This is a genomic window from Clostridium sp. AF27-5AA (genome assembly GCF_003478415.1).
GTDB classification, from domain to species: Bacteria; Bacillota; Clostridia; order Lachnospirales; family Lachnospiraceae; genus Otoolea; species Otoolea fessa.
In genome coordinates this window covers 35,956-48,907 of record NZ_QUFH01000013.1, presented here as the reverse complement: position 1 = coordinate 48,907, position 12,952 = coordinate 35,956, and the positions used below count along the sequence as shown (strand labels likewise).

Below are 12,952 nucleotides of genomic sequence, written 5' to 3'. Positions count from 1 at the left end.
AAGGAAGTATATGCAATGAAATATGTCGGATATTACAATGGAGAAATCGGCCCCCTCGAGGAAATGAAAATCCCGATGTTGGACCGCGCCGTTTATTTTGGAGATGGCTGCTACGATGCCACCACCTTTGCAAACAACAACATTTTTGCCGCAGACGACCACCTCGACCGTTTCTACAACAGCTGCAAGCTGCTGGAAATCCCGTTTGAAATGTCGCGCGAAGAACTGCGTGCCGAGCTGCAGAAATGCATCGATGCCAATGAGATTGACCACGGTATGCTGTACTGGCAGTGTTCCCGCGGAACTACCTATCGTGGACATCAGTTTCCACCTGCTACCGTAAAACCAAATCTGATGATTTTTACTGTTCCGTGCGACCTGATTCCATTTGATAAGACTTTCCGCCTGATCTCGATGGAGGACACCCGTTTCCTGCACTGCAACATCAAGACGCTGAACCTGATTCCAAGTGTCATCGCTTACCAGCGCTGCATCGAACAGGGCTGCCAGGAAACGGTCTTCCACCGCGGCGAACGCGTCACCGAATGCGCCCACAGCAATATCTTAATCATCAAGGACGGCGTTCTCTGCACCCCACCGAGAGATAATCTGATTCTTCCGGGCATCACGTTAAAACACCTGCTGATGTTAGCTGAGAAAAACGGCATCCCGACCAGCGAGGCACCATTTACCATGCAGGAACTGGCAGACGCCGACGAAATCATCGTCAGCAGCTCCGGTGGGCTCTGCATCCAGGCCGTTGAACTCGATGGAAAACCAATCGGAGGAAAAGATCCGAAGACGCTGAAGACTTTGCAGGATGCTTATGCGGAGTTTTATGCGGAAGATACGAAGGTACGGTAAAAATCCATAAATTTGCCAATCAAGGGCTGTCACTCAAAACGTGGCAGCTCTTTTTTAATTCTTTTCATATTTTTCCCGCTGTCCGTCTGAAATCTTAGTGCCGCCTCATCTTAGATTACCGAAGTATCTTGCAATTTTTATTTTCATATGCTACTTTAACAGTAATAGAAATCGAACTGTAGAATGGAATCTATTCCCAGTCAGGTGTCCGGGAATACTGGATTATCGATCCTGCAAAGGAAAAAGTTGTGGTTTACTATTATGACCGTGATAGTGACCCTTGTCTTTACTCGTTTGATTCTGATATTCCGGTTGGGATCTATCCGGGTCTGAGCATCAAAATCAATGATTTGTTAAAGAATCACTAAAATCTGCAACATTTAAATTCTGTGAAGTTCAACCATATAGCTGAAAATTCACAAAATCAAACTCAACATAGAATCACTTGCAATATATAAAAATATAGGAGGCGTTTTTAAAATGTTATACCCTTTTATGACCTTAAATGACAATACAGAAATTGTCCATTCCGAAATACTGGAAAATTCAGGAAAAGAAGAAGTCGAAGTTCGAATCGAAAAACCAGTTCAGGGCGGCTTTTATTCCGCCACCTGCTGGCTTCCGGAATACCGCTGGGAAAACATTCAGGGATTCTCTCAGGAAGATATCCATTATTTTCAGGAGCTTCTGGAATCCGTCGCCCACATCATTTTGCAGCTGGCAAGAGAAGGTGGAATCGAAGGAGGTCTTGATCATGCCGCAGGTTTTTAAAATTGCTGGATATACGGTTTATTTCTGGGTCAATGAAAACAATCCGCTCGAACCAGTCCACGTTCATATTGCTAAGGGCGTTCCTTCTCCCAATGCTACCAAAATATGGATTACAAAGTCCGGAAAATGTCTTTTGTGCCACAATAATTCGAAAATTCCAGACAAACAACTCCGAATCATCATGCAGATCATCGAAGCCCGGAATAAATCGGTTATTGATTTGTGGTATTCAACTTTTAGAGAAATCCGCTTTTATTGCTAAATTCTTCCCCATCCTCCGGCATCCGCCGAAGGAACCTCACCACCATCGGAATGGTAATCGCCGCAGCTATCCCATCCGCAATCGTCTGTGACGTCTGAATTCCAAAAAGCCCAATCAGATAACTGAGAATCCACAAAACCGGAATAAAGACGAGACCGCTTCGAATCATGGACAAAAAAGTTGCTTTTCCACTCTGTCCGATGCTCTGGAACAGCATATTTCCACAGAGGGAAAATGGCATGAAAAACAGGGCAATACACTGGATACGCAGCGCGGTGATTCCGATGGAAATAACCGCCGGATCATCGCGGAACATTTTTACAATAGGAGCAGCAAATACTATTCCAAACAAAGCAGAAACACTCATAACAGCAAGGTTGCTTCGGATGCTGAACCAGAATGCTTCACGCACACGGCTGTATTTTTTCGCGCCGTAATTGAAGGCGCTGACAGGCTGAAAACCCTGACCGATGCCAAGTGCAATACAGAACAGGAACATGATGACCCGGGTCACAATGCTCATGGCAGCGATGGCGGCATCACCGTAAGGAGCCGAACACTGGTTTAAAATCATCACAGAAATACTGTTAAGTCCCTGACGCATCAGGCTTGGAAAACCGGTTGCGATAATGTTGGTCACATCGGAAAGTCTCCGGGTCATATAGCGGATATGAATCCGGCTCTGTACCTTTTTTCTAAAGAACGGGCTGATCAAGATTGCCATGCTGATGTACTGCGAAACAGCCGTAGAGATACCGGCACCGCGCACTCCCAGATTTAGTTCAAAAATCAGAAACATATCACCAAAAATATTGAGAATACCGCCGGATGCCAGCCCCAGCATGGCGAAAAAAGCTTTCCCTTCATAACGAAGAATGTTGTTCATCACACAGCTGGAAGCCATCGCCGGTGCGGAAATGAGAATCCATGTGCTGTACTCAAGCGCATAAGGCAAAATAGAATCTGTGCTTCCCAAAAGCCGCATAAATGGAACATGAAATAAAAGTCCTAATATTCCAATGCAACCTCCGGCTAAGAACGCTAAAAAGAAGCTGGTGGAAGCAAACACACGGGCACTCTCCACATCATGCGCCCCTAATTTCCGGCTGATATTGCTGCCCGCACCATGTCCAAACATGAATCCAAACGCATTGATTACTGCCATTAATGCAAATACCACTCCGGTCGCACTGCTGACACTCGTTCCAAGCTGGCTGACAAACAGAGTGTCTGCCATATTGTAAATGCTAGTTACCAGCATACTGATGGTGGTGGGAACCGCCAGCCGCAGTACCAGTTTCGGAACCGGCGTCTGCGTCATTTCTTCATATTGTTCCTGTGTGCTGTCTCGTTCCATACGTTTGTATCCTTTTCCTTTGCTGAAATCTATACGCTGAGATCTACGTTACCATAATGATAGTATTTTGTGAAAAATATGTTAAATACGTTCAATTTAAAATTTAAAAAATGTCCCCAAATAGTATGTAAATGCAACATTTCTTAAATGACGAAAAAACTATATAATACACTTAACATCTTTCCTAGCATGAGGAAGTCGTACTTTCTGTTAAGCGTACTATATAGTTTTCACGATTATTCAAACTTACTTATACATATCGTTTCCGGAACAATTTTTTGATTTCCGCAATCGGAGCATCTTTTTCAATCAACTCACGCATGATTTCCTCATCCGGGAGAATCTCCTGACACTTTTTCAGGACAAATTCTGCGTGCTGCGGCGGAACCGCACAGATACCGGAATCATCTGCGATAATCAAATCACCCGGATTAATTTGAATGCGGTTCAGGACAACCGGTCCATTGATCTCCATCGCTTCGATACGGCATTTTCCAGTCTTTGGTGTCACGCCACGGCACCAGGTAGGAACGCCATATTTTCGAATTTCACCCACATCGCGTACCGCGCCATCGATTACAACACCTTCCAGACCACGTGCTTTTGCAGATACGAAGGATTGTCCTCCCATGCTGCTCATATCGGTCATTCCACCGGCATCTCCGACCAGGACATCACCCGGCTCTGCCAGATAATTTACCTCTCTCGATGCCATTTTGATAAAATCATGGTCTATCAAACCCTGTGTAGTTGTTTTCTCAATCGGAATACTGCGAAGTGTCACTGCTGTTCCGACAATCATATGTCCCGGTTCAATCGGTTTTAAATAGCTTCCCGGAATCACTTTATTATATCCCAGTGCATCCAGAATATCGCTGACTGTACCGGTCAGATCGTCTTCCAGTGTCTTAAAACCATCTACGATTTCTTTTGGAACCCGTGGAAATTTGATTTTTTTGATATTTTCCTTATCAATGACTCCCCAGATTCTTCCAGCCGCTTTATATTCCTCATACTCCGCTTCTACCTTCGGATCCATCATAACTATTTCTCCTTTTCTTACTTCGCCCTACACGCTTCGATTTATTTGTAACGTGCTCTGAACAGTGGGCGAAGTTCGCTGATCGGTTTCTTCTCCTCGATTAACTGACGCATTCTTTCCTCAGATGCTGCAATCTTCTCTGCTTCCTCGATAACTGCCTCTGCCAGCTCTGCCGGTACAATGCAGACACCAGAATCATCTGCAACCATCAGATCGCCCGGCTCAACCAATTTGCCGCACAGGGTAATCGGTCCATTCATCTCTACGCACTCCATACGATACTTTCCGGTCACCTGGGTTGTACCGCAGCTGAATACCGGATATCCCATCTCACGGATGGAGCTTACATCACGGCAGCAGCCATTTACGATGTTTCCTGCAAATCCGCAGCTTTTACCAACAGTACAACTCTGTCCGCCCATATTGGATACTTCCAGGTTTCCGCCGAAGTCAGATACCAGAACATCGCCCGGCTCGCCGATATAATAAATATCACGGGTAGACATTGCAATGAAATCATGGTCATGTGCGCCCTGTGTCGGAGTCTTACGAACCGGAATATTTCGAATCGTAACAGCCGGTCCCACAATCTTGGAACCCGGGATGACCGGTTTTAAATAGGAAGTTGGGATAGCTCCGTCGATTCCATATCCATCCAGAATATCCGAAACGGTTGTGGACATATCTTCCAGTGCATAATAACGATCGATAATCTCTTTCTTAACACGCGGGAATTTAATCTTGGTAATTCTCTCTCTTGGAACCAGTCCCCAGATTCTTCCAGCTTTCTCATATTCTGCATAATCTGCATCTCTCTGCTCGCGAAGTTTTGCTACATCCTCATTGTAAGATTTTACCTGATCTAAATCCATTTTTGTTCTCCCTTCACTGGTTTTACCAGATTTATTTTTGTTTCGGTTATCTGTTCGCCATTAGAAAACCTTGTTCTCAATTTGTAATTAAACAATACTACACCAATCTTTTATTGTCAATCCATTTTTTCTATTTCGACACGTTTTGTCGTCATGCACAAATAATTTTTCACTTTTTGTACATTTTGTTTTCTATCTATGCTTTATTATTTCTTATTAAGAAACTATGTGTCATTGGACTTCTTTTTGTTTCTTGCAAAAAAATGCTGTCATGCAGCTTTCCCGCACAACAGCATTTTTTCTATCTCTTTATTTCGTTTCTTTTTTCTTCTCCGCTTTCCATTCTGTATAAAATGGATATGCAACGGAAATAACCATAAATATCATCAATACGACACAAATCGGTCTCGTAAACAAGGAACCTAAAACCAGTGATAATGAATTCTGATTTAGGGTCAATGCCTGAGAAAGTCCTTCTTCCGCAATCGGTCCTAAAATCAGTCCCAGTACAATCGGAACAACATTATACTGATATGCCCTCATAAAGAAGCCTGCTACGCCGAATACCAGCATTACGAAGACGTCGCCCACGTTTCCGCGGATTGCGTAGGATCCCATAATACTCAGCATCAAAACACAGACTGAAAGTATATTTTTCGGGGTCAATGTAACCAGCGCAAAATGTTTTGCACCAAACAGGCCAATCAGCATCATAATCACATTAGCAATAAAAAGTGCCGCAATAAATGGATATGTAATGCTTTTCTGGGTTGTAAAGAGCCCGTATCCTGGAATCAGTCCATGAACTGTCAGCGCACCCAACAGAATTGCCGTTGTCGCATTGCCCGGTACGCCCAGCGTCAGAGTTGGAATCAGGGTTCCGCCTGTTACCGCATTATTTGCAGATTCACAGCACGCCACGCCCTCTCTTGCTCCATTTCCGAAGTTTTCCTCCTTGGTAAACATTTTACCAACATTGTGTGCAACATAGGAAGCCACATCTCCGCCTGTACCCGGAATAATTCCGATAATAATTCCCAGAACTGCCGAACGGATATATGTAACCGGATACCGGACTAAATCAAGCAGCCGTACCCGCGCTGATTTGAACTGTGCAATCGATGATTTGTCCGCGATTTCAATCGGATTCTTCAGATTTCCCAGAACCTGAGAAACCGAAAACAGACCGATAACTGCTGGAATCATATTGATTCCACCCATTAAAAACGTCTGTCCAAAGGTAAAACGTGCCCGCCCCAGAACCGGATCCATGCCAATGCAAGCAACCAGAAGTCCCGCGCAGCCCATCATAAGACCCTTCAGAACATTTTTTACGGATAAAGATGCAATAATCGTAAGCCCGAACACCGCCATCATAAAGCGTTCCTGTGGACCAAACTCAAACGCAAATTTTGCCAGAGGCGGCGCTAGGAAAATAAGTGCAATCAGACTGATACAGCCGCCCCAGAAAGAGGCAACCGCTGCCTCTGTCAGTGCTTCGTGTGCCCGGCCAGACTGTGTCATCGGATAACCATCCATCGCTGTCGCAGCGGCCGCCGAGGTTCCCGGCGTATTGATAAGAATCGCCGAGATCGAGCCTCCAAACATAGAACCGCAGTACAGTGCGCCCAGAAAAACCAGACCTGCTGTCGGCTCTAATGTGTATGTAACCGGTATCAGCACCGCAATACCCATGGTCGGAGTAAAGCCTGGAAGTGCACCGATTACGATTCCAATTACCGTTCCCAAAAGTGCCAGCAGCAAATTGATCCCGGTAAATGCCATTCCAAAATATGTAAGAATATCTGCCATCTTCCGTCCTCCTATATCAATATGCCCTTCGGGAAGGTAATACCAAGTGCTGTAAACAGTGCGTACATTCCTACTGCAAAAATAACTGTTACAATCAAATCACGCACCACTGTTTTCGACGAAAGCGCCAGTTCAAATATCAGCCCCGTTGCCGCCATCACAATCACAGAGGAAGTTAAAAAGCCCAGAATACGGATGCATACAACCCAGATAATTAAAAGCGCCAATGCAATCCCCAGACGTTTTAACTGTGCGCCGGTGAACGGAAATAATTTCTCATCTTTTTCCGATTTCCATTTCATTCCTGATACCAGCGTTGACAAAAGGGAGAGGGCAATGCCAAGTTTCGCAATGATCCCCGGCCAATACGATGCATTTTCTCCCATCTGTACATCCAGATAAAGAAAGAAAAGGAAAAAAAGTGTCCAAAAAATACCAGAAACACAATTTTTTCGATTCATCGCGTCCTCCTATTTCTTAAAGCCAAGTTCTTCCAGAACCGGAATGATCGCTTCTTTTGACTGGCTGATCTCAGCCGCAAATGTTTCCGAATCTGCATAAGACAAGGTCAGGGACTGCTTTTTTGCTTCTGCAATTACCTCCGGATCCTCTAATACTTTCTTAACTGCCGCATCAAACGTCTCTACAATTTCCGGTGCTACATCCTTGCTGAAATAGAAGCCTGAATATGTATCTGTGCAATATCCTTTATATCCCAGTTCTTCTAAGGTTGGTATGTCGGCATATTCCGGATTATTGGATTTACTTCCAAGGTTGATAACCGGGCGCACATCGTCTCTTCCTAAAAGTTCGCTCTCATTTCCTGAATAAGAATCTACATGACCGCCCATAACAGCTGTGTAATTGTCAGCCGAACCGCCTGCAGACGGTACGCTCGTTGCATCTAACCCCTCGCCATGAAGAAAAACGCTAAATGCAAGCTGGGCAATTCCTCCGTTACCTGCATTTGCATACGAAAACTTGCCCGGATTTTCTTTGATAAAGTCAATCAGCTGCTCTGCATTTTCATACGGCGAATCGTTCTTTACAATTAAGTACATCGGAGCGCTGAACACTTCCGAAACCGGCTGTAAATCTTCCACCGTATATTCAGTCTCTCCCGCTGCTGGTTTGTAAAGAGTAGGTGTCGGCAGTGAAAACAGAACATTGTATCCATCTGCCTCCCGGCTTAAGAAATCAGTTGTTCCGATAACACCAGAAGCGCCACCATTATTTACTACTGCCATGGAAACTCCCAGTTCTTTCTCCAGATACGGAAGAATAAATCGGCACTGTGTATCGGTCGTACTGCCCGCGTTAAACGGTACAATTACCTGAATCGTTTTATTCGGATATCCATCTGCCTGCTGCGTGTTTCCCTCTCCTGCCGCTGCTGATTCTCCACTCTGTCCGCTGCAAGCGGTCAGGGATGCTACCATCAAAACTGCAGCTGCCGCGCAAATTACCTTTTTCATCTTACATTCTCCTTTGACCCTAAAACTTCACTAATCTGCTTGCTCCTTTACAAATTGATTTACATGAATCGTTTGGCGAACGTTCTCTAATAAAAAACCTTGTTTTCTATATAAGAAACACTATCACTAATGACGAAAAAAGTCAATACGAAAAATATATTTTTGAGTATTTTTATTCAATTTGTTTCTTATTTGAGTACATTATTGTATACTGTTTCCTATATGCTTCTATATTTTCTTTTTCTCTTTTTTTGTTTCTTTATTTCCACTATCTATTTCATAAGAGACGATTTCCTATAGAAGAACAAAAAAAATCCCCTGAGTCTGTTCAGGGGATAGAAAGCGGAGACGGAGGGATTCGAACCCTCGTGCCGGGATGAACCGACAAACGCATTTCGAGTGCGCCGCGTTACGGCCGCTTCGCTACGTCTCCAATTATACAGGTGCTTCTACTCGAAACACCTGTACTATTATACCCGATTTTTCCCTGTTTGTCATCTACTATTTTTGTTTTTATTCAGTATTTTTATTCAGAAATGCTTTCTCCCTGCGTCATCTGCTCCGACATTTCCTTCGCAATTTCCCGGATCAGGAAGATATAACGTTCCATCTTGACTGCATCCACCCGCATTTTAGGCGCGCCGATCGAAACCGCCGCCCAGACATTTCCAGATTCATCATAAATCGGTGCGCCGATTCCGATTGTTTCTGAATTCAGTTCTCCATCACTGATCGCATATCCCTGCTCACGTATTTTCGCGTATTCGTTCAAAAGTCCCTCTGGGGACAAGATTGTATTTTCTGTAAACGCTTTCATCGGTTCTTCCATCAAACGTTTGCGAATCACACTTTCTTCCTGATAAGCGCCCAGAATCTTGCCGGTTGCTCCTGCATATAAGGGACGTTCCTGTCCAACATTTCCCATAACACGAACAAGCTGCTGACTTTCTTCCCGGTAGATCAGAATTGCCTTTCCATTGATCAGCATACTGAATGAAGCATTTTCCCCTGTCATATCCCGGAGACGAACCAGATATGGTTTCACCATCTTTGATAAACCAATCTTGTCTTCATATGTACGTCCCAACACATAAACCGCCGGTCCCAATGTATATTTATGTTCCGGTGTCTGCGCTGCCAGTCCTGTTTTTACCAGTGATGCAAGCAATTTAAAGGTCCCACTCTTACTACAGCTGATCTGCTCGCCAAGCTCCGTCACACTATGTACATAAGGTGCCCGTCCCAATAATTTTAATAAAGTTGCCGTTTTTTCCGATGAATTCATAGGCTCCTCTCCCTTCGCTTCACAACCATTATACCTTTTTCCCTTCTAAAATCCGTCGAATAGTTGTCATTTCTTTCTATACTACGAAAAACCAGTCTCTTTGTCAACCTTTTAGAAACTCCAATTCCTATTTTAGAACACTTTTTTATTTTTATTCAAAATGTTTCCCTTATCCTTTTTAATTTCTTTCTGTGACCAAAAAAATACCAGTCACCTGAAATATGCGTCTTCATTCCAAAGAAACATTTCTCAAATAACTGGTATTTTTGATTTTATCTCTATTCTACCTGTTGAACGATTTTACTGATAATACGCATCAATTCCGTTCGCAATTCCCCCGGCAATCAATTCCTGATAATCATCCTGTGCCATCTTCTGGTCTTCTTCCGGGTTGCTCATAAAGCCCATCTCGACAATGGAAACCGGAATCTTACACCAGTTGATGCCGCTCATGCTGTCTGTCTCCTGCACACCGCGGTTCTTGAAGCCGGTTGCCGCGCAGACAGAGTCCGTGATCTTCTTGGAAAGAGAATAGCTTGCCGCGTGAAGCCCGCCGTTGTACGGGTTGGTCGCCGTCTGGCACATGGAGAGTGTTCCGTTGACTGTCGTGTTATCCAGCGAATTGCCATGAATCAGGACAAAAATGGAGGCGCCGCTCTTGTTGGCGATCTCCGCTCTCTCCGCATTGCTTAAGTTGACATCGTTGGACTCCCGGATCATGACGACCTGATAGCCTCTCTCTTCCAGAATCCGTTTTAACTTCTTCGAAACTGATAAAGTCAGCTCATATTCCGGCAGCTTCGTCGATACACCTTCGGTGCCGGAAGCCACCTTCGCCTTCATGGTCGAGGAGCCCGGTCCAACTGGTTCTTTGTCCGGATTGCCCTTTGCCTGATGTCCCGCGTCGATCGCTACGATACGTCCGTTGGACACCGGTGCACCCTGTGCATCCGCTTCTGCCCCCTGCGCTGTGACCGTCGCTTCCTCACTGCCCGGCTCGGTCGTCGTCAGGTATTCGGAACGGATAAAACAGCTCTTGTCCTTATAAAGCACCTCGCTCCAGCCGTCTCCGATACCGACGCGCTGCACGCTGTCGCCCTGATTCAGCTGTGTCACAATCTCATACTCCGTTCCACAGCCCGAACGCACGTTGAGCAGGTTCTCAGTCGCATACACTGTCTCATCGACACTCCGGAAGCCGCTCGCCGTCGTTTTGTCACTCTCCAGCTCGCTCTGGTCCGCAACCGCCGCTGCATCCGCCTCCTGAATGCCCTGTGCATCTTCCAGCTCCAGACTTCGCTTTGCCGCATTCGGCACCTGTTTCTTCGCTGTCTGTTCCGCCGGTTCTGTCTCAGCAGCCGCCATCTGCACCTGCTTCTGTGCCTGATTCGGAAGGGTAAATCCAGCATGGCTTACGCCAATGGAACCCGCCGTGACCACAATCGCGGTCACCGCCGCCCAGAAACGTTTCCGGTAATCCGGTGTGCCTGGCTTTCTTTTTCTGCTTTCTCCTCTTGCCATTTATAAAAAACTCCAATCTTACAGAAGATTCTAACCTCTCCATGATCCGCGCATTCACTGTTTCCAATCAATCGGATCGCAGCACAACTTTGATGCCGACAGAGATTTCTGCCCAATTAAAATCTTCTTTCATTTCTAAATTATTCGATCGTACCGCCGCCTACGACATATTCGCCGTCATAAAAAACGACTGCCTGTCCCGGCGTCGCCGCTCTCTGCGGCTCATCAAATACGCATTCCACCCGATCTTCGCCAATCTTGCGGATCGTACAGAGCGCCCCTTTGTGGCTGTAACGAATCTTCGCACTGACGCGCATCTCCTGATCGCCCAGATCCTCAATCGCCATCCAGTTGAGATTCCGGCAGGTCAGGCGGTTAGAAAAGACATCCTCATTTTCCCCGATCACAACCTCGTTCGTCTCCGGACGTATCTCCGTCACGAACACCGGATGACCGAGTGCCAGATTTAAGCCCTTTCTCTGTCCCACCGTATAATGGGTAATTCCTTTATGACGACCTAAAATATTGCCGTACTTATCTACAAAATTGCCTTCGTCAATCCGGCAATCACTATTTTCCTCGATAAATTTTGCATAATCGTTGTCCGGCACGAAACAGATCTCCTGGCTGTCCGGCTTGTGTGCCACCGGAAGTCCAATCTCCTCCGCCATCTCACGAATCTTGTCTTTCGTATATTCGCCGACCGGCATCAAAGTGTGTGCAAGCTGATGCTGGGTCAGGTTATAAAGCGCGTAGGTCTGATCTTTCGCCGCCGTCGCAGACTTGCAGATCGCATAGCGGCCATTCGGCAACTTTCTCACGCGCGCATAATGTCCCGTTGCAATATAATCAGCCCCAATTTCCAGACTTCTCTGCAAAAGGGACTCCCATTTTACATATCGGTTACAGGCAATACATGGATTCGGCGTGTGTCCGTCCAGATATTCCTGTACAAAGTAATCCATGACATTTTCTTTGAACTCTTTTTTGAAGTTCATCACGTAATACGGGATCTCAAGCCGTTCCGCAACCCGTCTGGCATCATCGACAGCGCTCAGACCACAGCAGCCGCCGTGCTCTTCCTGCTCTACATTCGTCTCATCCTGCCAGATCTGCATTGTGACGCCGATCACATCGTATCCTTGTTCTTTTAAAAGCCAGGCAGCCACGGAGGAGTCAACTCCTCCTGACATGCCGACTACTACTTTTTTCTTTTTCATCAATACTCTTCTTCGACGTCTTCCTCGCCGATATCCGTCTTCGGTTTTACGAGTCCTTTGATCTCAATGCCATTCTTCTGAGCATAATCCCAGAGAGCAGCGTGAATTGCCTCCTCTGCGAGCAGAGAACAGTGTACCTTAACTGGCGGAAGTCCGTCCAGTGCCTCCATAACGGCTTTGTTGGTAACTTCCATCGCTTCCTGGATGGTTTTTCCTTTTACCATCTCGGTCGCCATGCTGCTGGTCGCAACGGCTGCACCGCAGCCAAATGTTTTAAATTTTACATCCTGGATGATCTGGTTGTCATCGATATCCAGGTAAATACGCATAATATCGCCGCATTTTGCGTTGCCGACGGTACCCATACCGCTGGCATTTTCAATCTCGCCTACATTTCTCGGATGCTGGAAATGATCCATTACTTTCTCTGAATACATCGGGTGTTTCCTCTCTATATCTTCATTCACTGTG

The 12,952-nt window shown here is 45.7% G+C and carries 13 protein-coding genes and 1 tRNA gene; 3 read left to right on the top strand and 11 right to left on the bottom strand.

Annotated features, from left to right (window positions below; genetic code table 11):
* Nucleotides 1-15 precede the first annotated feature (15 nt).
* The 3 genes from DWY89_RS12300 (at nt 16) to DWY89_RS12285 (ending at nt 1,897) form a co-directional block, all read left to right on the top strand.
* Entirely contained in the window at nt 16-864 is an 849-nt protein-coding gene (locus DWY89_RS12300; RefSeq protein ID WP_118467058.1) for an aminotransferase class IV, read from the top strand.
* A 480-nt stretch (nt 865-1,344) separates the two neighbouring features.
* Nucleotides 1,345-1,635, top strand: coding sequence for a hypothetical protein (locus DWY89_RS12290; RefSeq protein ID WP_118467054.1), 291 nt, complete (start codon nt 1,345-1,347; stop codon nt 1,633-1,635).
* Nucleotides 1,619-1,897, top strand: a complete 279-nt coding sequence (locus tag DWY89_RS12285; RefSeq protein WP_118467052.1) for a DUF4160 domain-containing protein — start codon at nt 1,619-1,621, stop codon at nt 1,895-1,897. The genes DWY89_RS12290 and DWY89_RS12285 overlap by 17 nt, the downstream gene beginning before the upstream one ends.
* On the opposite strand, the gene DWY89_RS12280 is transcribed toward DWY89_RS12285, so the two are convergent.
* The 11 genes from DWY89_RS12280 to nifU all read right to left on the bottom strand — a co-directional run bounded on the left by DWY89_RS12280 (nt 1,872) and on the right by nifU (nt 12,918).
* Nucleotides 1,872-3,254, bottom strand: a complete 1,383-nt coding sequence (locus DWY89_RS12280; RefSeq protein ID WP_118467050.1) for an MATE family efflux transporter — start codon at nt 3,252-3,254, stop codon at nt 1,872-1,874. The genes DWY89_RS12285 and DWY89_RS12280 overlap by 26 nt on opposite strands.
* A 250-nt stretch (nt 3,255-3,504) precedes the next feature.
* Nucleotides 3,505-4,296: an RraA family protein gene (locus DWY89_RS12275; RefSeq protein ID WP_118467048.1), complete on the bottom strand. Its 792-nt coding sequence runs from the start codon at nt 4,294-4,296 to the stop codon at nt 3,505-3,507.
* A 41-nt stretch (nt 4,297-4,337) separates the two neighbouring features.
* Nucleotides 4,338-5,168 (bottom strand): RraA family protein, encoded by an 831-nt coding sequence (locus DWY89_RS12270; RefSeq protein ID WP_118467046.1) that lies wholly within the window; start codon nt 5,166-5,168, stop codon nt 4,338-4,340.
* Nucleotides 5,169-5,477: 309 nt separating this feature from the next.
* Nucleotides 5,478-6,980, bottom strand: coding sequence for a tripartite tricarboxylate transporter permease (locus DWY89_RS12265; protein ID WP_118467043.1), 1,503 nt, complete (start codon nt 6,978-6,980; stop codon nt 5,478-5,480).
* 11 nt (nt 6,981-6,991) lie between these two features.
* Nucleotides 6,992-7,441, bottom strand: coding sequence for a tripartite tricarboxylate transporter TctB family protein (locus DWY89_RS12260; protein WP_118467041.1), 450 nt, complete (start codon nt 7,439-7,441; stop codon nt 6,992-6,994).
* Between the two features lie 9 nt (nt 7,442-7,450).
* Complete coding sequence (locus DWY89_RS12255) at nt 7,451-8,455, bottom strand: tripartite tricarboxylate transporter substrate binding protein (protein ID WP_118467039.1); 1,005 nt, start codon at nt 8,453-8,455, stop codon at nt 7,451-7,453.
* A 343-nt stretch (nt 8,456-8,798) separates the two neighbouring features.
* Nucleotides 8,799-8,888, bottom strand: a tRNA-Ser gene (locus DWY89_RS12250).
* Nucleotides 8,889-8,981: 93 nt separating this feature from the next.
* Entirely contained in the window at nt 8,982-9,740 is a 759-nt protein-coding gene (locus DWY89_RS12245; RefSeq protein WP_118467037.1) for an IclR family transcriptional regulator, read from the bottom strand.
* 300 nt (nt 9,741-10,040) lie between these two features.
* Nucleotides 10,041-11,261 carry an N-acetylmuramoyl-L-alanine amidase gene (locus DWY89_RS12240; RefSeq protein ID WP_243022829.1) on the bottom strand — a complete coding sequence of 407 codons (1,221 nt, stop codon included), beginning with the start codon at nt 11,259-11,261 and terminating at the stop codon, nt 10,041-10,043.
* A gap of 140 nt (nt 11,262-11,401) precedes the next feature.
* Nucleotides 11,402-12,481, bottom strand: coding sequence for a tRNA 2-thiouridine(34) synthase MnmA (gene mnmA, locus DWY89_RS12235; protein WP_107001265.1), 1,080 nt, complete (start codon nt 12,479-12,481; stop codon nt 11,402-11,404).
* On the bottom strand, nt 12,481-12,918 hold the full coding sequence (gene nifU / locus DWY89_RS12230; RefSeq protein ID WP_022358753.1) for a Fe-S cluster assembly scaffold protein NifU: 438 nt from the start codon (nt 12,916-12,918) through the stop codon (nt 12,481-12,483). Before nifU ends, mnmA begins: the two co-directional genes overlap by 1 nt.
* Nucleotides 12,919-12,952 lie beyond the last annotated feature (34 nt).